The sequence below is a fragment of the Halomonas caseinilytica genome, from assembly GCF_001662285.1.
Taxonomy (GTDB): domain Bacteria; phylum Pseudomonadota; class Gammaproteobacteria; order Pseudomonadales; family Halomonadaceae; genus Halomonas; species Halomonas caseinilytica.
Genome location: NZ_BDEO01000005.1, coordinates 34,553 through 55,217, shown reverse-complemented (window position 1 = coordinate 55,217; position 20,665 = coordinate 34,553). Strand labels below are relative to the sequence as shown.

Annotated in this window: 19 protein-coding genes; 16 read left to right on the top strand and 3 right to left on the bottom strand. The window is 63.5% G+C overall.

Annotation, left to right across the window (positions count from 1 at the left end; translation table 11 throughout):
• The first annotated feature begins 58 nt into the window (after positions 1-58).
• Entirely contained in the window at positions 59-991 is a 933-nt protein-coding gene (locus HSDC_RS05890; RefSeq protein WP_064699018.1) for a LysR family transcriptional regulator, read from the top strand.
• Positions 992-1,043: 52 nt separating this feature from the next.
• Here HSDC_RS05890 and HSDC_RS05885 read toward each other — a convergent pair whose 3' ends face one another.
• Together HSDC_RS05885 and HSDC_RS05880 are read right to left on the bottom strand one after the other, a co-directional pair.
• Complete coding sequence (locus tag HSDC_RS05885; RefSeq protein ID WP_064699017.1) at positions 1,044-2,003, bottom strand: AEC family transporter; 960 nt, start codon at positions 2,001-2,003, stop codon at positions 1,044-1,046.
• A 103-nt stretch (positions 2,004-2,106) separates the two neighbouring features.
• A complete protein-coding gene (locus HSDC_RS05880; RefSeq protein ID WP_064699085.1) occupies positions 2,107-2,886 on the bottom strand; it encodes an IclR family transcriptional regulator domain-containing protein in 780 nt (259 codons plus the stop codon).
• 154 nt (positions 2,887-3,040) lie between these two features.
• On the opposite strand from HSDC_RS05880, the gene HSDC_RS05875 reads away from it, so the two are divergent.
• The 9 genes from HSDC_RS05875 to pcaG all read left to right on the top strand — a co-directional run bounded on the left by HSDC_RS05875 (position 3,041) and on the right by pcaG (position 12,681).
• Positions 3,041-4,393, top strand: a complete 1,353-nt coding sequence (locus HSDC_RS05875) for a class-II fumarase/aspartase family protein (protein WP_064699016.1) — start codon at positions 3,041-3,043, stop codon at positions 4,391-4,393.
• Between the two features lie 215 nt (positions 4,394-4,608).
• Positions 4,609-5,427: a CoA transferase subunit A gene (locus HSDC_RS05870; RefSeq protein ID WP_064699015.1), complete on the top strand. Its 819-nt coding sequence runs from the start codon at positions 4,609-4,611 to the stop codon at positions 5,425-5,427.
• Entirely contained in the window at positions 5,427-6,215 is a 789-nt protein-coding gene (locus HSDC_RS05865) for a CoA-transferase subunit beta (protein ID WP_064699014.1), read from the top strand. The genes HSDC_RS05870 and HSDC_RS05865 overlap by 1 nt, the downstream gene beginning before the upstream one ends.
• A gap of 194 nt (positions 6,216-6,409) precedes the next feature.
• Complete coding sequence (gene pcaF / locus HSDC_RS05860; RefSeq protein ID WP_064699013.1) at positions 6,410-7,618, top strand: 3-oxoadipyl-CoA thiolase; 1,209 nt, start codon at positions 6,410-6,412, stop codon at positions 7,616-7,618.
• 22 nt (positions 7,619-7,640) lie between these two features.
• Positions 7,641-8,957, top strand: coding sequence for a short-chain fatty acid transporter (locus tag HSDC_RS05855; protein WP_064699012.1), 1,317 nt, complete (start codon positions 7,641-7,643; stop codon positions 8,955-8,957).
• A gap of 26 nt (positions 8,958-8,983) precedes the next feature.
• Positions 8,984-10,183, top strand: a complete 1,200-nt coding sequence (locus tag HSDC_RS05850; RefSeq protein WP_064699011.1) for an alpha/beta fold hydrolase — start codon at positions 8,984-8,986, stop codon at positions 10,181-10,183.
• A gap of 61 nt (positions 10,184-10,244) precedes the next feature.
• The gene (pcaQ, locus tag HSDC_RS05845) at positions 10,245-11,177 is read left to right on the top strand and encodes a pca operon transcription factor PcaQ (protein WP_064699010.1); all 933 of its coding nucleotides are present in this window, start codon (positions 10,245-10,247) and stop codon (positions 11,175-11,177) included.
• 116 nt (positions 11,178-11,293) lie between these two features.
• Positions 11,294-12,034 carry a protocatechuate 3,4-dioxygenase subunit beta gene (pcaH, locus tag HSDC_RS05840; RefSeq protein WP_064699009.1) on the top strand — a complete coding sequence of 247 codons (741 nt, stop codon included), beginning with the start codon at positions 11,294-11,296 and terminating at the stop codon, positions 12,032-12,034.
• Between the two features lie 14 nt (positions 12,035-12,048).
• A complete protein-coding gene (gene pcaG, locus HSDC_RS05835) occupies positions 12,049-12,681 on the top strand; it encodes a protocatechuate 3,4-dioxygenase subunit alpha (protein ID WP_082919962.1) in 633 nt (210 codons plus the stop codon).
• A gap of 192 nt (positions 12,682-12,873) precedes the next feature.
• Here pcaG and HSDC_RS05830 read toward each other — a convergent pair whose 3' ends face one another.
• On the bottom strand, positions 12,874-13,332 hold the full coding sequence (locus HSDC_RS05830) for a MarR family winged helix-turn-helix transcriptional regulator (RefSeq protein WP_013333710.1): 459 nt from the start codon (positions 13,330-13,332) through the stop codon (positions 12,874-12,876).
• Positions 13,333-13,491: 159 nt separating this feature from the next.
• Here HSDC_RS05830 and HSDC_RS05825 point away from each other — a divergent pair, with 159 nt between their 5' ends.
• The 6 genes from HSDC_RS05825 to HSDC_RS05800 all read left to right on the top strand — a co-directional run bounded on the left by HSDC_RS05825 (position 13,492) and on the right by HSDC_RS05800 (position 20,633).
• Complete coding sequence (locus HSDC_RS05825) at positions 13,492-15,345, top strand: feruloyl-CoA synthase (RefSeq protein WP_064699008.1); 1,854 nt, start codon at positions 13,492-13,494, stop codon at positions 15,343-15,345.
• Positions 15,346-15,352: 7 nt separating this feature from the next.
• On the top strand, positions 15,353-15,772 hold the full coding sequence (locus HSDC_RS05820; RefSeq protein WP_064699083.1) for an acyl-CoA thioesterase: 420 nt from the start codon (positions 15,353-15,355) through the stop codon (positions 15,770-15,772).
• A gap of 184 nt (positions 15,773-15,956) precedes the next feature.
• Positions 15,957-17,090: a TRAP transporter substrate-binding protein DctP gene (dctP, locus tag HSDC_RS05815; RefSeq protein WP_244534494.1), complete on the top strand. Its 1,134-nt coding sequence runs from the start codon at positions 15,957-15,959 to the stop codon at positions 17,088-17,090.
• Between the two features lie 63 nt (positions 17,091-17,153).
• On the top strand, positions 17,154-17,672 hold the full coding sequence (locus HSDC_RS05810) for a TRAP transporter small permease (protein ID WP_064699007.1): 519 nt from the start codon (positions 17,154-17,156) through the stop codon (positions 17,670-17,672).
• Positions 17,673-17,675: 3 nt separating this feature from the next.
• Positions 17,676-18,974 carry a TRAP transporter large permease gene (locus HSDC_RS05805; RefSeq protein ID WP_064699006.1) on the top strand — a complete coding sequence of 433 codons (1,299 nt, stop codon included), beginning with the start codon at positions 17,676-17,678 and terminating at the stop codon, positions 18,972-18,974.
• Positions 18,975-19,073: 99 nt separating this feature from the next.
• Positions 19,074-20,633: an acyl CoA:acetate/3-ketoacid CoA transferase gene (locus tag HSDC_RS05800; RefSeq protein ID WP_064699005.1), complete on the top strand. Its 1,560-nt coding sequence runs from the start codon at positions 19,074-19,076 to the stop codon at positions 20,631-20,633.
• Positions 20,634-20,665 lie beyond the last annotated feature (32 nt).

Genomic DNA, 20,665 nt, shown 5'->3' with positions numbered 1-20,665 from the left:
AATCGGTAGTATTGCAAATCTTTATTGCGTATATCGCAACATAATGAGCCTTGATACGATGGACCTGAACGCCTTGCGCGTATTCGAACGTGTCGCCGCCACCGGCAGCTTTACCGCCGCCGCGCACCATTTTCACCGCGCCGTATCATCCGTTTCGCGACAGATTCGTGGACTGGAAGAATCGGTGGGGCAGCCGCTGTTCTATCGGCACACCCGTGCCGTCACCCTGACCGAGGCCGGTTGGCGCTATTACGAAGAGGTTCGCGATATTCTCGAACGCCTCGACATGGCAACCGAAGCGCTGAATCAACCACAGGCGGAACCTAGTGGTGTGTTGCGCATCAATGCTCCGGTGGCCTTCGGCCAGCGCCAGATCGTGCCGTTGCTTCATCGCTTTCAATGCCGTTTCCCGGGTATCAAGGCGGAACTGCAGTTGAGCGATCACGTCGTCGACCCGGTGCGCGAAGGCCATGACATTACCTTCCGAGTCGGTCATTTATCCGATTCATCGCTGATTGCACGGCAACTGGCGCCGATGAACTACGTCGTCGCAGCGTCACCCGACTACCTGGCAAGGCGGGGAAGGCCGGAAGCTCCCGAGGCACTTGTCGAGCATGACTGCCTGATCTACCAGGGAGAGCTGGGCCGCCAGCGTTGGTATTTCCAGCAGGACGATGGGGAGAGGGAAGTCGCCCATGAGGTCGATGGTAGCCTCGTCAGCAATGATGCTGAGAGCTTGCTGAGAGCGGCGCTTCTTGGCCAGGGGCTGGTCATGTTTCCCACCTGGCTGATCGCTGAGGAGTTGGCTTCGGGGACTCTGGTGGCGCTGCTCGAGGCATGGCGTAGCGAGGTCATGCCCGGCCATCGCGAGCTTTATGTCTTGACGTCCGAGCGCCGGCTCAGGGCACCCAAGGTGCGTGCCTTCATGGATTTTGTGCTCGAGGAGGTGTCGCCTTTCCCGCCTTGGGATGGCTGGCGAGAAAGGTTGTAGCCCGATTCATGCTCAGGAGCATGCATGTACCACCATGGGTCACGCGTTCGAGCTAGCCGGAGGACAGAGCGAACAGGCCGCTATGCCGCATCAGCCACAGCACCAGGCTGATGGTCACAAAGGACCCCAGGGTGCTGACCATCAGGGCGGCGGCAGTGATATCGCTCAGCCCGAAGCGCTGCCCGAATATCGGATAGACGCTGATCATCGGGGCGCAGGCGAACAGCAGGGCGCCGGTAAGCAGCAGTGGATCGATATCCGGCAGCAGAAGGAAAATGCCGAACACCGCCAATGGGTGTAGCACCAGCTTGCCGATGGCGATCTGGCCCATGTCCCGGACCATGCCCTTGGGGCGCAGGCCGTACAGTGAGCCGCCGATCACGAAGAGCGCAGCGGGGCCGGCGGCACCGGCCAGCATATCGATGGCCTTGGCCAGGGGAGCAGGGATGGGGCGGCCCATGACGGCGAGCAGAACACCGATCAGCAGTCCGATCAGCACGGGGTTGCGCACCAGGCGAAGAGCTGTCTGGTGCAGTGTCCCGCGGAAGCCATTACCAGTCTGGCGGCCCAGCTCGGCAAGGGTCAGGGCTAAGGGAATGATCAGCAGGTTCTCGATCAGCATGTTCAAGGCGAGGAACATCGCGGCGGGGGATCCCAACACCATGGCGGCTACCGGGTAGCCGATGAAGCCGCTGTTGGACGCCGACATGCCAAGGGCCTGGATGGCACCGGTGCCCAGGGGTTTGTGCTCCAACCCGAGGGTGAACGCCAGGCCGAGCGCGAACACCACGAGGGAGCCGGCCCCGTAGGCCAACAGGTAGTCGGGATCGAAGACCTCGCCTAGCGGGTTCTGGGTCAGGGCGCGTATGACCAGCGCCGGAAGGGCGAAGTACATGACGAAGATGCCGATGCCCTGCAACGGCTCATGACCAATGATGCGGCCGGCCCGGGCCAGGTAACCAAGGCCGATGATGGCGAAGATCGGGGTGGTGATAGCGAGAATGTCGAGCATTCGAGGCCTCCTTGCCGCTGTGCTCCCGTCTCGTGTGAAAGGCCGCGCGATGCTCCGCCTGCGGCATGGTGAGGGTGGCGGGGTCAGGTGTCAGGCGTTGTGCTCAGCTGACATGGGTCTTGATCAGTTGCACCTTGTCCCGCAGCAACGGCAGGAATGACCGTGTCAGGGTGTCGAAGTCGATGCGCGCGGCATTGGTGCTGATGTTGATGGCACCGAGCAGCTTGCCGTTGGCGTCGAAGGCCGGGACTGCCAGGGAGCGCAATCCCGGGTCCAGTTCCTGGTCGACGATGCTGTATCCCTGCTGGCGTACCTGCTCGATGCAGTTGCGCAACTGGGCCGTATCGGTGATGGAACGCTCGGTATGTGGCTCGAGCTTCACTTGTTCGAGATAGCGGGCCAGTTCGTCATCCGGCAACTGCGACAGCAGCACACGCCCCATCGAGGTATAGGCCGCCGGCAGGCGCGTGCCGACCGACAGGGTGATCGCCATCAGGCGATGCTTGGCGGAAGAGCGGGCCACATAGATCACATCGTTACCGTCCAGCACACCCATCGACGACGACTCGCCGATTTCATCGGTGATGTCCTCCAGGTATTGCTGGATCACCGAGCGGTAGTTGTTGGCCGACAGGAAGGCATACCCGAGTTGCAGTGCCTTGGGGGCAAGCTCGAAGTGACGTTGCTGCTTGCGAACGTAGCCCAGGGCATGCAGCGTCAGCAGGAAGCGGCGAGCACGGGCTCGGTTCATGTCCGTCTTGGCGGCGACTTCGCTCAGCGTCATGCGCGGGGTTTCGTCGTCGAAGGCCTGGATGACCTCGAGGCCGCTGGCCAGCGCTGTCACGAAGTCGCGATCATCGGGGGTCAGGGTATCGTCTTGCATGAGGGTGCCTTCGCTATGGTTCATGTCGACTTGCTAGGTCGCTCGCCCTCAATCTAGCATAGTTGTTCGAATTGCGAACACCTGTGCGACTTATGTCAAGTGATGCGCCGACTCCCTGCGAGAGCCGGCCGTTCCTGCCAGTGGAGAGCCTGTCATGCCCGACGCCCTGATCCAGCATCCCTTCATGAGCCAGAGCGGTCTGGCCGCGTCCCGCGACGAGGACTTCGTCGGCGCCATGCTGGCTTTCGAACTGGCGCTGGTCGAGACTCAGGAGGCCAAAGGGGCCATTCCTGCTGGGGTCAGTCGACGCATGCGAGCCTGCCTCGAGAGTCACGATTTCGATCCGGGCGCAATAGCCGAGGGTGTGGCCAGCGGCGGCAACGCCGCCATTCCTTTCGTCAAGGCCGGACGAGCAGTGCTCCCCGATGATCTCAAGCCCTACTGGCATCTTGGCGCGACCAGCCAGGACGTGGTCGATTCTGCCCTGATGCTTCTGCTGACGCCACGCCTGGCCCGTCTGGATGCCTTGCTGGCCCGCTGTCGACGCGCGGCGTTGCCGCTGATGGAGGCTCACGCTCGGACGCCGATGGTCGGGCGCACCCTGATGCAGCAGGCGTTGCCGATCACCTTCGGCGTCAAGGTGGCCCACTGGGCCTTGGGGCTGGAGCAGGCGCGCCGCCGTCTCGCCACCCTGGCCGAACCGGGGCTGCCCGTGCAGTTCGGTGGGGCCGTGGGGGTGCATTCTGGCTGGGAAACCCTGGGACTCACTGTCATGGACGGCCTCGCCGAGCGCCTGGGCCTCTCGGCGCCGGTGTTGCCCTGGCACACCGATCGCCAGCCGATCCATGCCCTGGCGACGGCCTTCGATGGTGCGGCCGGGGCCGTCGAGAAGTTGGCGCTGGACGTGTCGCTGATGACTCAGACCGAGCTCGGCGAGGTGGCCGAGCCCGCCGGGGAAGGCATGGGCGAGTCGTCGTCCATGCCCCACAAGCGTAACCCGGTGCGCTGCGCGATGATCCGGGGCGCCTGTCGTCAGATCCATGGTCACACCACGGTCATACTCAATGCCACGGCCCAGCCGCTGGAGCGCGGGTTGGGCGAGTGGCATGCCGAATGGGCGCCACTGCTCGACAGTGCGCTATTGCTGGAGGGAGCCCTCGAACAGGCTGCCGTGTTGCTCGAGGGGCTGGAGGTGCACGCCGAGGCCATGCAGCGCAATCTCACGGTGACCGGTGGCGCGATCATGGCCGAGCCGGTCACCAGGTTGCTGACGCCTCACCTGGGGACGGAACAGGCCAAGGCCCTGGCCGCGGAGGCGGCGGAGCAGGCACGCCAGCAGCGGATCCCGTACGCCGATTCGCTCGAGGCGTTGATGGTGTCGCGTCATGGTGAGCTGTCGGGCGAAATCGGGCGGGCGGATCTCGAGGCGGTCACGGATCCGGCGTTATACCTTGGTAGCAGTCAGGCGCAGGTGGATCGCGCTCGGGCTTGGTTGGAAGATCGCTAATAGACTGAAACTCAAGTGAAAGAAACGTCCTGAACGGGGGCAGGGAACACCTGCCCCCGTTTTTCGTGCGCGTTTGACGGGCCGGAGCTGGCGGATTATTTTGTTCGTATAACAAACCTATGTTCGTACAGCGCACCTTGCCGAGTGACAAGTCTCGGTGCCCATGAGGCGTTGCGACAAGCACCGGTGCGCGATTCAACCAGAGGCAAACCATCATGGCCGAGATCCTCAGCCTGCATGATGCGGTGGCACGCTACGTCGAAGACGGCGCTACCGTGGCCATGGAAGGCTTCACCCATCTGATTCCCTTCGCTGCCGGACACGAGATCATCCGTCAGGGCAAGCGCGATCTGACGCTGATCCGCATGACGCCGGATCTGGTCTATGACCAGCTGATCGGTGCCGGTTGCGCTAGGAAGGTGATCTTCTCCTGGGGCGGCAATCCTGGGGTCGGGTCGTTGCACCGCCTGCGCGATGCCGTCGAAAAAGGCTGGCCGCACAAGATCGAGATTCTCGAACACAGTCACGCCGCCATGGCGTGTGCCTTCGAGGCCGGCGCCGCTGGGCTGCCGCTGGCCGTGCTGCGCGGCTATGTAGGCAGCGAACTGCCCCGCGTCAACGACCAGATCAAGTTCATCGAATGCCCCTTCACCGGCGAACGTCTGGCCGCCGTGCCTTCGGTACGGCCGGATGTGTCCATCGTGCACGCCCAGAAAGCCGATCGGGCCGGCAACGTGCTGGTCGAGGGCATCGTCGGCGTGCAGAAGGAAGCCGTGCTGGCCGCCAGGCACAGCATCGTCACCGTTGAGGAGATCGTCGATGACCTCGAGGCGCACCCCAATGCCTGCGTGATTCCGGGCTGGGCGATCGACGCCATCAGCGTCGCCGAGAAGGGCTCGTTGCCGTCCTACGCGCATGGCTACTACCCGCGCGACAACCACTTCTACAAGGAGTGGGATGCCATCGCGCGCGACCGCGACACCTTCACCCAGTGGATCGATGACAACGTCATGAACGCAGGGGGGAATGCCTGATGAGTTCTGTCGACAATCACCCGGACTACACCTCCTCCGAGATGATGACCGTCACGGCGGCGCGTGCCCTGGAAAATGGCACGACCTGCTTCGTCGGCATCGGGCTGCCGTCCGAGGCTGCCAATCTGGCGCGGCTGACTCATGCTCCCGATGTGGTGCTGATCTATGAATCTGGCACCTTGCAGACCAAGCCGGACGTGCTGCCGCTGTCCATCGGCGACGGCGAGCTGTGCGAGACTGCGCTGACCACCGTCTCGGTGCCCGAGATGTTCCGCTACTGGCTGCAGGGGGGAAAGGTCGACGTGGGCTTTCTGGGCACCGCCCAGATCGATCGCTACTGCAATCTCAACACCACCCTGATCGGCGATTACACCGCACCCAAGGTGCGCCTGCCGGGCGGTGGCGGCGCGCCGGAGATCGCCACCAACGCCGGTGAGGTGTTCATTACCCTCAAGCATTCCAAGCGCACCTTCGTCGACGAGGTCGACTTCGTCACCACCCTGGGCTTCGGTCGCGACGGCAAGGGCCGCGATGGCGTGCCCAACATCGGCCGTGGCCCGACTCGGGTTATCACCGACCTGTGCGTGATGAAGCCGGATCCCGAAACCAAGGAGCTGGTGGTGGTATCGCTGCATCCAGGCGTGACCGCCGAGCAGGTGCAGGAGGCCACCGGTTGGGAGATCCGTTTCGCCGAGACGCTGGAGAGCACACCGGTACCCAGTGCCCGCGAGCTCGAGGTGCTGCGCGAGCTCAAGGAGAGAACCGCTCGCGCCCATGGTGGCCAGTAAATTCGCTCTATAACGGTCTGCGCTTGGCCATACGGTGTTGAGAGACTGCTCAAAATGCTCATTTACTCCTCCGTAAACTCTGCTTTTTCGCTGTCTCTCGCCTTGTCTGGCCATCGCTCGCCTCGTTCTAGAGGCGAATTTCATCAATTCGCGTTAAAGCGCTCTAGAGGCGAATTTCAGGAGATCAGTGAATCATGAGTGACGCTTTCATCTGTCATCCGCGCCGCAGTGCCATCGGCCGCTTCGGCGGCACCCTGGCAAGTGTGCGCCCCGACGACCTGGCCGCCGATATCTTCAAGGCCGTGCTGGTGCAGGCACCCGGTCTGGCTCCCGAGGCGATCGAGGAAGTCTTCATGGGCTGCGCCAATCAGGCCGGTGAAGACAACCGCAACGTGGCGCGCATGTCGTCACTGCTGGCCGGTCTGCCGCCTTCGGTGCCCGGCACTACGCTCAACCGCCTGTGCGGCTCCGGCATGGACGCGGTGGGCACGGCCTTTCGCGCCATCAAGGCCGGTGAAATGGAGCTGGCACTGGCCGGCGGCGTGGAGTCCATGTCCCGGGCGCCCTACGTGATGGGCAAGGCCGAGACCGCCTTCGACCGTGGGCAGAAGATCGAGGACACCACCATTGGCTGGCGCTTCGTCAATCCGTTGATGAAGAAGGTCTACGATACCCACTCGATGCCCGAGACCGCAGAGAACGTGGCCGAGCAGTTCGGCATCTCCCGCGAGGACCAGGACGCCTTCGCCGCGCGCTCCCAGGCCAAGGTCGCCGAGGCCCAGCAGGCCGGTCGCTTTGCCGAGGAAATCGTCGCCATCGAGATTCCGCGTCGCAAGCAGGAGCCGCTGGTCTTCGACACCGACGAGCACCCGCGTGCCGGCACCACTGTCGAGAAGCTCGCCAAGCTGCCGACGCCCTTCAAGGCAGAAGGCGGCAGCGTCACCGCGGGCAACGCCTCCGGCGTAAACGACGGGGCCGCCGCCATGCTGGTGGCCAGCCAGCAGGCCGTGGAACAGCATGGGCTCGAGCCCATGGCGCGGATTGTCGGCATGGCCACCGCCGGCGTGGAACCACGCATCATGGGCTATGGCCCGGTGCCCGCCGTGCGCCGCCTGCTGGCGCGTACCGGCGTCTCCCTCGACGAGATCGACGTCATCGAACTCAACGAAGCCTTCGCCGCCCAGGCACTGGCCTGCATGCGCGATCTCGGGCTCGAAGACGACGACCCTCGGGTCAACCCCAACGGCGGCGCCATCGCCCTGGGCCATCCGCTGGGCATGTCCGGGGCGCGGCTGCTGATGACCGCCGCCCACGAACTGCAACGTACCGGCAAGCGCTATGCGCTGTGCACCATGTGCGTCGGGGTGGGGCAGGGTATCGCCACGCTGATCGAGCGGGTGTGACCAAGCGCTGGGCGAGTGGCCAATGCAAGCAATAACCAACTTTTCCGTACGGGTCGTTCAGCGTTATCTGCCGAGCGCATTCGTTCTGGCGGTAATGCTCACCGCCATCGTCTTTGTTCTGGGGATGGCCGTTGGCGGAGAGTCGCCCCAGAACATGGCGCATTACTGGGGCGACGGCTTCTCCAACCTGTTCACGTTCGGGATGCAGATGACCCTGGTACTACTGACGGGATATGTGCTGGCGCTGACGGCGCCGATGCAGCGTCTGCTGACCGGATTGACCCGGCAGGCCAACACGCCGAAACAGGCGTTGGTGCTAACGATCGTGGTGAGCTTCGTCTGCTACTACCTGAACTGGGGGTTCGGGATGGTGGCCGGCGCCATCCTGGCCCGGGAGATGGGGCGTCGGGTCGCCGTTCACTTTCCGCTTATCGTGGTCGCGGCCTACGGAGGAGAGTTGGTGCGCGGCCCTTCGTCTTCCATCCCGTTGGTCATCGCGACGCCCGATCACTTCATGGAGGATGCCATCGGTATCGTGCCGGTGGCCGAAACGCTCTACTCTGTCTGGAACATGGCGCTGACCGCTGGATTGCTGGGCCTGCTGGTGCTGTTTTTCATGTTGCAGAAGCAACCCGACAAGATCGTCCGGCTGAGAGTGGACAGCGAGGACGAGCAAGGGAAGACGGCAGTCGATAAGTCGCACCAGACACCGTCGGACCGGATCGAGAACAGCCGCTGGCCGACACTTTTCATGGGGCTTCTGGCGGCGGGCTACTTGCTGAACAAGGTTGTTGCGCAAGGATTCAGCATCAATCTGAATACCATCATCCTGGTCTTTCTGGCCCTCGGGCTGCTGCTGCACCAAAACCCGGCAAGTTACCTGCACGCGGCCGAGAAAGCGGTCCATGCGGCACGCGGTATCATCATCCAGTTTCCGCTCTATGCGGGTATCGCCGGCATGATGACCAGCGCCGGTCTGGTCACCCAGTTTTCTGAGGCCATCATCTCGTTCGCCACGCCGACGACCTTCCCGCTACTCACCTTTCTGTCCGCGGGTGCCGTGAACTTCTTCATCCCGTCGGGCGGCGGGCAGTGGGCCATTCAGGGGCCCATCATGATGGAAGCAGCCGCGGCATTGGGGGCTAATCCGGCGCAAACCATCATGGCGTTCACCTGGGGAGATGGCTGGACCAATCAGATCCAGCCCTTCTGGGCGCTTCCGCTGTTGGGGGTGGCGGGCCTGTCGGCACGCGACATCATGGGATACCTGGTGATCTGGTTGGGGATTTCCGGCATCGCCATTGTCAGCACTTTCGTCGCATTGGCCGTATTCGGTTAGTTCCGCTTTCAAGCAAGGAGTCAGTCATGGCTTTTATTAACGTCAACGGACGCAACGTTGCCTATCGTCTGCTGGGCGCCGAGGCCAATCCGCTGGTGATCCTGGCGCATCCGCTGGGCATGACCCAGGCGGTGTGGGACGACGTTCTACCGGCATTGCTGCCGCGTTATCGGGTGCTGACCTGGGATCTGCCGGGCCATGGTGCCAGTGAGGCCTGGCCAGCAGATGGTGGCGATATCACTCCGGCCGCGTTGGCCGCCGATGCTCTGGCACTGGTCGAGCAGGCCGGCGACACGCGCTTCCACTTCGTCGGCACCTCCATTGGCGGCGTCATCGGCAAGCAATTGCTCTCCGAGCATGCCGATCGGCTTTTGTCGGCGGTTTTGACCAACACCGGGGCGGTGATCGGCAATGCCGAGCTGTGGAACACGCGAGCGGGTCGGGTGCGCGACGAGGGCCTGGTGGCGTTATCCGGCGAGATCGTGCCGCGCTGGTTTGCCGCCGACCTGAACAAGCGCGACCCGGCGCTGGCAGAGGGCTGGCGAACTGTCATGGGGCGTGGCGATGCCGAATCCTATGCCCGGCTCTGCGAAATGCTCGGCCGCACCGATTTCCGCGGCAAGCTCAAGGCGGCTTGTTCCCAGCCCGGGGGAGTCGACGTGCACCTGCTTGGCGGGAGCGAGGACATGGCGACGCCGCCCGAGACCCTGCAAGCCCTGGCGGCCGAGTGTGGCGGCGCGCCGCTGGAGATTCTCGAGAACCTGGGGCATGTGCCTTCGGTGGAGTTTCCCGAGGCGCTCGCCAAGCGACTGCTGCTGTGGATGGCCCCGGATCGCTCCCAGGTCGGCGAGCAGGGCGTGGCCTATGCCGAGGGACTCGAGACCCGCAAACAGGTGCTGGGCGAGGCGCACGTGGCGCGCTCGACCGAGAACGCCACTTCGCTGGATGCCCCTTTCCAGCAGATGATCACCCGTCTGGCCTGGGGGGAGCTGTGGGGCAACGGCGACCTGACCCGGGCCGAGCGCAGCATGGTCACCACCGGCATCCTGGCCGCCCTGGGGCGCGAGGAGCTGGAACTGCATCTCAAGACGGCCAAGCGCATCGGCCTCAGCGAAGCCCAGCTACGCCAGGTGCTGATGCATGTGGCGGTCTATGGCGGTGTGCCGGCGGCCAACCACGCCTTCGCGTTGGCCAAGCAACTCGGCTGGGGCGAGACCCTGGAATGAGGACACGACCGGCCGTGACGGGGGCGTGGCGTTGGATGGGACACAAACGGGAGGCTGAGGTGTGTTGAGCCCGCGTATCAAGTTGCGCCATCTCCAGGCCTTTCTTGAGGTCGCCAAGCATCGCAGTTTCGCGCGGGCCGCCGAGAGCCTGGCGATTACCCAGCCCGGGGTATCCAAGACCATCCGCGAACTCGAGGACATCCTGGGAACCGAGCTCTTCGAGCGTGGTGCCCAGGGTGTGGCATTGAGCCAGTCGGGTCTGACGTTCTTGCGCCATGCCGGGCCGGCGATCCGGACGCTGGAAGAAGGCATCAGTGCGGTCGGCGATGCCCATCAGGGCGCGCGCTGGTTGCGCGTGGGGGCGCTGTCCACCGTGGAGAGTCACCTGCTGCCCACGGCGATTCGGCGTTGGCAGGCTACCCAGTCGGCGGATCGGGTCGGCGTCAATGTGGTGACCGGCCGCAGTGCCTTCCTGCTTTCTCAACTGCGCCTCGGTGAACTCGATCTGGTGGTGGGGCGCATGACCGAGGCGCGCGAGATCCGCGATCTGACCTTCGAGCATCTCTACTACGAGCCGTTGATGCTGGTGGTGCGCGCCGGCCATCCCCTGGCCGGCATCGAGCCGCTGGCCCCCAGTCGGCTGACCGAATTCCCCTGGGTGATTCCGCCGCCGCAGACCACGCTACGCCAGCAGGTCGACAGTTTCTGCGTGCGCCACTCGCTGGACTTGCCCGCACAACTGCTGGAAACCCTGTCGCTGCCGATCAGTCACCGTTACACGCAGGATGGCGACGCTATCTGGGTGGCCCCGAGAGAAGCGGTGATCGACGATCTCGAGGCCGGCCGTGTCGTCGAGCTGGCGCTGCGGCTGGAACAGCAGGGCGGTTCGGTGGGGTTATGTACCAACGCCAGCATGGAGCCCTCGCTGGCACTGGAAGGATTCTGCGAAGTATTGCGCGGGGTGGCTGCCGAGTCCATAACCACCAGGTTATGACCTCTCGCCGAGACGTCAATTGGCAGCCTGAGGGTCAGCCGCCACACTGCGATCATTGGCCGACGAGCCGCCGGGTGCGGTGCGTCGCCTTCTGTCAGCCAGCAAGAGACACCAAGATGCAAGACGATAACAAACGCTTCGTGGAGCGCGACCGTGACTGGCATCCACCGGCCTATGCCCCCGGCTACAAGACCTCCGTGGCTCGTTCGCCGAGCCAGGCGCTGGTCAGCCTGCAGACGCCCAGCGTCTCCGAGCTGACCGGGCCGGATTTTCGGCAATTACGCATGGGGCCCCATGATAACGACCTGCTGATGAACTTCCGCGAGGACCCCGCCCTGGCGGGAGCGGCGGGCCTGCCGGTGGGCGAGCGCATCATCCTGTTCGGCCGGGTGGTCGATCAGTTCGGCAAGCCGGTCCCGCATACCTTGGTGGAGATGTGGCAGGCCAATGCCGGCGGTCGCTATCGCCACAAGAAGGATGGCTACCTGGCACCGCTGGACCCCAATTTTGGTGGCGTAGGGCGTTGCCTCACCGACGAGCAGGGCTGGTATCGTTTTCGCACCATCAAGCCCGGCCCCTATCCGTGGGGTAACGGCATCAATACCTGGCGCCCGGCGCACATCCACGTGTCGGTGATGGGCCCATCGATTTCCACCCGCCTGATCACCCAGATGTATTTCGAAGGTGACCCGCTGATTCCGCTCTGCCCGATCGTGCAGACTCTCAAGGACCCCGAGGCCGTCGAGACCATGATCGGCCGTCTCGACATGGCGCGCAGCCGTCCCATGGACTGCCTGGCGTATCGGTTCGACCTGGTGGTACGGGGCGAGCTTCAAACCTACTTCGAGAATCAGTGAGGGGAGCCGAGACCATGCGACAGCCGAATTCCCAGCCTTGCAGCGAGCTGATGCTGCGCGAGACCGCATCCCAGACTGCCGGGCCCTATGTGCACATCGGCCTGGCCCTGGACGTGGCCGGCCTACCCGAGCGCGATGAGGAAATCTGGAGCCGGATGGCCAAGCCCGAGGCCGAGGGTGAGCATATCGAAGTGATCGGCACCGTGATCGACGGCAACGGCGATCCGGTGCGCGATGCCCTGCTGGAGGCCTGGCAGGCCGATGCCAGTGGGTGGTATCAGCCGGCGTTCGACCTGCAGAAAGCGTTCAACAGCTTTGGCCGGACCGCCACCACTGCCGAGGGCAACAGCGAGTGGTCGCTGACCACCATCAAGCCCGGTTCCGTGGCCCGTGGCGACGGCAAGGTGATGGCACCGCACATCAACCTGGCGATCTTTGCCCGAGGCATCAACATTCACTTGCAGACCCGTCTCTATTTCGAGGACGAGGTCGAGGCCAATGCCGCCTGTCCCGTGTTGGGTGCCATCGAGTCGCCGACACGTCGCCAGACCCTGATCGCCAAGCGTGAGGAAGTCGACGGCAAGGTGCGTTATCGCTTCGATATCCGCCTGCAGGGCGAAGGCGAGACGGTGTTTTTCGATTTCTAGACGCCCCGCTTCATGAGCCAATGCCACAGTAATTATCGGGCCCTGCGACGGGGCCCGGACGGTTTCATGGCTGCCCTGGTCTCCCGATCCGGCCATGTGTGTTGTGGCCCGCGGCGGCTCAGCGAGATGTGAGGCGGCAACGCCGGGGAAAGCAAGCAGGTGCCAGGCATGCCCTTGGCGCCGAGAGTTCTCTCACCCTCCTTTTCTGGCCTGGATGATCCGATCCAGGGTATCCAGCAGCCACCGACGCTCCTCTTCCGACAGGAAGCTGTCGAAAGCCGACTCGCCTTCATTCACCTGACGGTCGAGGCGCTCCGTGAAGGCCTTGCCTTTCTCCGTCAGGTAAAGGGCGTAAGAGCGGCGGTCATGTTTCGATTTCCGGCGTTCCACCACCTCCATGCCTTCCAGCTTGTCGATGGCCGCGACCATGGCGGAGCGGTCCACATCCAGGGCGTTCGATACGGCCGTCTGGGTGAGCCCCGGGTTGTGGTAGACGATAGCGAGGATGCCGAACAGCCCCGGGGTGATGCCCTCCTGAGCGCACGCTTCGGAGAAAACGTCGAAGTAGACCAGTTGGGCGCGCCTCAGCTTGTAGCCGAGGCGCGACTGCAGCATCGAGTAGTCGATTCCGTTCTTGTCGTCGCTGTGCATGTGGCTGTCCTGATTGCTGTAGACCAATGTTTAATGGTTAGAATGTTTATGTGATAAACAATTTATGGAAGTCTTTAAGTCCATGCTACCAAGGCGTCGACGCCCGGGGTAGGGCAGGTCGACCCTTCTCGACAATGACCATAATGACAGGGTGCGATCATGTTAGATTCCTTCCGCGATGTCCGTCTGGGAACGGCGACTGCCCACCTGGCCCGTCGTGATGACGGGGTGCAACTGCTGCGCGTCGAAGAGCCGCTCGGCGAATATCCGGAAACCCTGATGGGATGCCTGGATTACTGGGCGGCGGTGGCGCCCGATCGGTGTTTCGTGGCGCAGCGCAACGGGGCGGGCGAGTGGCAGCGGTTGAGCTATGCCGAGACCCTGACCAGGGTTCGCTCTCTGGCCCAGGGGCTGCTCGATGCGGGCCTGAATGCCGAACGTCCCTTGGCTATCCTCAGCGGGAATTCCGTCGAGCACTTGTTGCTGGCGATGGCGGCCATGTACGTGGGAATCCCGTATGCGCCGATATCTCCTGCCTATTCACTGGTCAGCAAGGATTTCGGCAAGCTACGCCATATCACCGACTTGCTGACCCCGGGCATGGTGCTGGTCGACCAGGCGGATGACTTCGCCGCTGCCCTGGAGGCGGTACAGGTCGATGATGGTATCTGCCTGGCGCTGGAGCCCGGGGCGATCTCCGGTGCGCGCGCTTTCGCCGAGTTGCTGGACACACCGGTGAGCGAAGCGGTCGACGCTGCCCATGCAACCGTCACGCCCGATACCATCGCCAAGTTCCTGTTCACCTCCGGTTCCACCGGCATGCCCAAAGGGGTCATCAACACCAATCGCATGCTCTGCGCCAATCAGGAGATGCTGGCAGCCCAGATGCCCTTCCTGCGTGACGAGCCGCCGGTGCTGGTGGACTGGCTGCCCTGGAACCATACCTTTGGCGGCAACCACAATATCGGCATCGTGCTCTACAACGGCGGTAGTCTCTATATCGACGATGGCCGCCCGATACCGGGCGAATTCGATAAGACCATCGCCAATCTGCGCGACATTGCGCCGACCGTCTACTTCAACGTTCCCAAGGGCTTCGAGATCCTGGTCGACCACCTGAAGCGCGACGACGCTCTGCGCGAAACCTTCTTTTCCCGTCTCAACCTGATGTTCTTCGCCGCGGCGGGGCTATCCCAGCATATCTGGGACGAACTCGACCGCCTGGCCATCCAGACCCTGGGCTGCAAGGTAGGCATGTTGACCGGCCTGGGGGCGACCGAGACGGCGCCTTCGGCCATGTTTGCCTCGCTGGAAGAATCGCAGTCCGGTGTGGTGGGGCTGCCGGCGCGCGGGGTCACGGTCAAGCTGGTGCCCAACGGCAGCAAGCTGGAGTGCCGGGTGAAAGGGCCCAGCGTGATGCCGGGCTATTGGCGTCAGCCCGAGGTGACGGCCAGAAGTTTCGACGACGAAGGCTTCTATTGCCTGGGTGACGCGGTCAAGTTCATTGACCCGGCCGAGCCTCAGCGTGGCATGCGCTTCGACGGGCGTATCTCCGAGGACTTCAAGCTGGATACCGGCACCTGGGTCAGCGTGGGCCCGTTGCGCGCGCGAATCATCGAGGCTGGAGCTCCCCATGTGAAGGATGTGGTGATCGCCGGGCTCGACCGCTCCTATGTCTCGATCCTGATCTTCCCGGATATGCCGAAGTGCCGCGAACTGGCGGGGCTGGGCAGCGGGGCCGAGAATGCCACGGTGCTGGCCAGCGAGCCGGTGCGCGAACGTTTCCTGCAGTTGTTGCGTGACCTGGACAGCGAGAGCACAGGCAGCGCCAGCCGGGTACGGCGGGCGATGCTGCTTGCCGAACCGCCGCGCCTGGATGCCAACGAGGCCACCGACAAGGGATCCATCAACCAGCGGGCCGTGCTCGAGAACCGGGCTGATCTAGTGGACGCGCTCTACGCCGTCGAGCCTTCCGAGGATGTGCTTCGACTCGATGGAAACCGGGCCCGATGAGGACAAGATGCTGACCCACACTCATGTCCGCTCCATCGAATGGGGTGATTGCGACCCGGCGGGAATCGTCTTCCACCCTCGCTACCTGGCCTACTTCGATCATGCGACCTGTTTGTTGTTCGCCAGGGCCGGCTTCGACCTGGCGACCCTGCAGTCCCGTTTCGGCGTGCTCGGCTACCCGGTGGTCGATCTGCACAGTCGTTTCACGACGCCCTGCCGCTTCGGCGATGAGGTGCGTATCGAGACGCGAGTTGCCGAGTTCCGCAACAGCAGCTTCGACGTGCACCACCGCCTGTATCGCGGCGCAGACCTGGCCGTGGAGGCCACGGTGACTCGTGTCTGGGCCGGGCCGCACCCGGACGACCCGCAGCGTCTGCAGGCCCGGCCGGTACCGGAGGCAGTGAGAGTGGCGCTGGGAACGGAGTAGAGCGCGGTAGGCCTTGCCTGCGGGGTCCTTGTCAGGTCGATCGGACAGCAGGCCCTTGCGGTATACCAAAGTCTGGTATCGGGAGTAGTGGTGATATGGACTATAATCCGGAAAAAGATAGATGTGTAAATCTATTGTTTTTATACACAACAATTACAAGTTCGCTAAATCGCTGAGGTGATCCATGATGCATCGTTCCTTGCTCACGCCCCTAGTCATTGCCGTCTCCCTGGGGAGTCTGGCGTTCGCTGGCCAGGCCCAGGCCCGAGACCTGCGCATGGCGCCTGGGGTGCCGCCGGCGCATCCGGCGTATGACCCGATGTTCACCGAGTTTGCCGAGCGGTTGGCGGAAAAGACGGACGGCGAGCTTACGGGGAATCTGCTGGGCACCGAGGTGGCCAACATCGGCAACATGCGCAACGCGTTGCGCAGCGGCATGGTAGAAGTGGGGCTCTTTCTGCCGGCCTACTTCCCGGCCGACCTGCCGGAGATCAACCTGGTGGGCGACCTGGCGCTTCTTGGCACGAATCCGCATGCCATGGGAGCGGCGATGACCGAATATATCGTGACGTGCGGCGCGTGCCAGCAGGAGCTCAAGAAGCTGGGCATCGTCTATACCAGTTCCCATGCGTCGGACCTGTATCGGATCCTCAGCACCGAACCGGCCAGCTCCCTCGACGATCTCCAGGGGCTGCGCATGCGGGTCGGTGGTCCCCAGTATTCCCGCTGGGCGGAGGCGATGGGCATATCGCCGGCCTCCATTCCAGTGGGCGAGCAGTACGAAGCGCTCTCGCAGGGCGTGATCGAGGGCACTATCGCGTCCGTCGCCGATATCATCTCCTTCCGGCTGGATGATGTGTTGAACCATATCACCGACATCCAGCTCGGCACTTTTCATAGCACCGTCTCTCACGCGGTCGGTCAGCAGGCCTGGAACTCGTTTTCTCCCGAGCAGCGTGAGGCGCTGGTCGAAGCCTCCGTGGAAGCCAGTGCTGCCATCACCCAACGCTGGGGGTACGAGATGGCAGATGAAGCTCGGGAGATCGCCCAGGAAAGCGACATCGAGATTCTGGAGCCCGATCCCGAATTGCTGGATGCCACCGAAGCCTTCCTCGAAGAGGACCTGACCTACGCCGCCGAGCAGGCCGAGAACCGCTATGGCGTCGAAGGTGCGGCGTCGAAGATCGAGCGCTTCCAGGGCCTGGTGGAGAAATGGACCGGTATCGTCGAGGACGTCGGCGAGGAGCCCGAGGCGGTCGCTGAGGCCATGGAGCGTGAGATCTGGAGCCAGGTGGACTTTTCCTCCTACGGCACCTGATGTCATGCCCGGAGGCCGGAATTTGCCGGTCCCGGGACCGCCGAGGATGCAGGAGGCGAATTCATGGCCGTGTTGTACCGCTTGACCAACCGAGTCGCCATCGGGCTGGCGCTGCTGGGCACTGTCGGCATCCTGTTGATGGTGATCCACGTTACCCTGGATGTGGTGCTGCGCTCGACCCTATCGGTGTCGGTTCCGGCAACCGTGGAGCTGGTTACCCGCTATTACCTGATCACCATGGCACTGCTGCCCCTGGGGTGGGTGGAGTGGCGGCGCGAAATGATTGCCGTCGAGGCCCTGGAAGGACTGATGGGCCCTTGGCTAGTGCGCCTGTCGGATGTCCTGGTGTCGTTGCTGTCGGCGGCGATCTATACCGTCCTGGCCGTGGCGACCTGGGGCAAGGCCATGGAGCAGTACGATATCGGTTCCTATGTGATGTCGCTCAACTTCCCCATGCCGGTCTGGCCGACCTATTTCGTGTTGCCCCTCGCCTTCGCCCTGGCGGCCCTGGTTTGCCTGGTTCGCTTGCCCTTCCTGGCGGGAGGCGCGCCCTCGTCTCCCGAATCCCAAGGAGGGAAGTGATTCATGTCCGTCACTGTCGGCGTCTATGGCCTCATTGCCCTGTTGGTTCTGCTGGCCCTGCGTGTACCGGTTGCCCTGGCCCTGATCAGTGTCTCGATGGGAGGCATGAGCTTGATGCTGGGCTGGGATACGGCCATCGGCATGCTGTCCTCCGCGCCCTATGAGTTCATCGCCAAGTGGACGCTCAGTGCGGTGCCGATGTTCTTGCTGATGGGCTTCGTCTGCTTTCATGCCGGGCTCACCAAGGGGTTGTTCAATGCCGCCAAGGTCCTGTTTCGCTGGCTACCCGGCGGCGTGGCGATCTCGAGCATCGTCGCCAGTTCGGGCTTCGCCGCGGTGAGCGGCTCCAGCGTTGCCTGTTCGGCGGCCATGGGGCGTATCGCCATTCCCGAAATGGTCAGCGGCGGCTACAAGCCGAGCTTCGCCTGCGGCACCATCGCCGCCGGCGGCACCATCGGTGCGTTGATTCCTCCGAGCATCCTGATGATCGTCTATGGCGTCTTCGCCCAGGTTTCCATCACCCAGGTATTTCTCGGGGGCATCACCATTGGCCTGCTGACGGCGCTGAGCTACAGCCTGGTGATCCTGACGGTCAGCTGGTTGCGGCCCGACATCGTGCCGCGTGAGGCCGTCGGTGCCCGGGAGGTGGAAGCCCGAGAGGCCCTGGTCGATATCTGGCCGGTACTGGTGCTGGGGGTACTGGTATTCGGCGGCCTCTTCTCGGGGATCTTCACGGCCACCGAGGCGGGGGCGGTCGGTGCCGCCGGAGCGATCTTGGTCGCCCTGGCGCTCGGGCGCCTGAATCGCCAGTCGATGAAGGCCGCGCTGCTCGAGACGCTGTCGACGACCTCGGCGCTTTTGATCATTGGCGTCGGGGCCAGCATGTTCACCCTGTTTCTCAGTCTGAGCGGGCTGGCAGGCCAGGTGACGGGCCTGGTGACCGGCTGGGATCCCTCCTACCTGGAACTGATGCTGGTGATTGTCTGCATCTATCTGTTCTTGGGGCTGTTCATGGAGCCCTTCGGCGCCATGTTGGTGACCCTGCCGGTGTTGCTGCCGGTCTTCGAGCTCTATGACGTCAGCCTGATCTGGTTCGGGGTGTTGCTGGTCAAGTTGCTGGAAATCGGCATGATCACCCCGCCAGTGGGCATGAACATCTTCGTCATCAAGGGTGTCGCGGGCCAGTACGCATCGCTGATGGATATCTTCAAGGGCGTCGCGACCTTTCTGGTCGCCGACATCCTGGTGGTGGCCCTGGTGATCTTCTATCCCCAGATCGTATTGGTGCTGACCGGCGGCTGACCATGCCGTGTAGTGGCGTGTACCGAATTGTCATCGTATTTGTTTGTTATATAAACAATATATTTTAAATAACAACTTTTTATGCCTGAGGAGCCCACAGTGAACAAGGTGATCGACAGCCAGACCGCGGCCGGCCTGATTCGTGACGGTGACACCGTTGCCTGGACTACCGCCGGAATGTGCGGCTTCGCCGAGGCGGTGGCCGCGGCGCTGGAATCGCGCTTCCTCGAGACCGGTGCCCCTCGCGACCTGACGCTGGCGCACAGTTGTGGCTGTGGTGATGGCAAGGACCGCGGCATGAACCACCTGGGCCATGCCGGCCTGGTCAAGCGACTGGTCAGCGGCCATACCGGTCAGGCGCCGCGCATGGGCGAGCTGATCCGCGAGAACCGTATCGAAGGCTACCTGTTGCCGCAGGGCGTGCTGGCGCATCTATGGCGTCACATCGCCGGTGGCAAGCCCGGGGTGCTCAGCAAGGTGGGGCTCGGTACCTTCGTCGATCCGCGTCTGGACGGAGGCAAGGCCAACACGGCGGCCGAGGAAGATCTGGTCAAGGCGGTCGAACTCGAGGGCGAAGAATGGCTGCTCTACCGCACTTTCCCGGTGGATGTGGCGGTGATCCGCGCCACCACCGCCGACGAACGCGGTAACTTGAGCCTGGAGCGCGAGGCGCTCTTCCTCGAGCAGCTCTCCATGGCTCAGGCGGCCAAGAACAGCGGTGGCATCGTCATCGCTCAGGTGGAGTACCTGGCCCGGCGGGGCAGCCTGCACCCGCAGCGGGTCAAGGTGCCGGGCGATCTGGTGGATCATGTGGTGGTAGCTGAGCCTGGGCAGCACATGCAGACCATCTCTACCGGCTACAACCCGGCCCTTTCCGGGGATCTCAAGGTGCCGCTGGGCGGTATCACGCCGATGCCGCTCGATCCGCGCAAGGTGATCGCCCGACGTGCTGCCATGGAGCTGGTGCCAGGCGGCATGGTCAACCTCGGCATCGGCATGCCCGAGGGCGTTTCCAGCGTGGCGGCGGAAGAGGGCGTCAGTGACCTGATGACCCTGACCACCGAACTCGGTACCTACGGCGGTGTGCCGGCCAGTGGTGGCGATTTCGCCACTTCCTACAACGCCGAAGCGATCATCGATCACGGCTACCAGTTCGACTTCTATGACGGCGGTGGCCTGGATGTCTGCTTCCTGGGACTGGCCCAGACCGATCACGAAGGCAATCTCAACGTCAGCAAGTTCGGTGACAAGGTGGTCGGCCCGGGCGGCTTCATCAACATCAGCCAGAACGCCCGCAAGGTGGTGTTCTGCGGCACCTTCACCAACGGCGGAAACGTGGCGGTCGAGGACGGTCGTCTCGTCATCCGTCAGGAAGGACATCGACGCAAGTTCGTACAGCGCGTCGATCAGATCACCTTCAGTGGCCGCTATGCCCATGAGACCGCCAAGCCGGTGCTCTTCGTCACCGAACGATGTGTCTTCGAGCTGATCGACGGCGAAGTCACCCTCACCGAGATAGCGCCTGGCCTCGACGTCGAGCGCGACATTCTGGCGGCCATGGATTTCGTGCCACGCATTGCCGATGAGCTGCGCGGAATGTCGATGGAGCTCTTCCAGCCCCACTGGGGTGGCCTGCGCGCACGGCTGATCAACAACTGAGCCCTCGGACCACATCTCCGTATTTCCCCTTC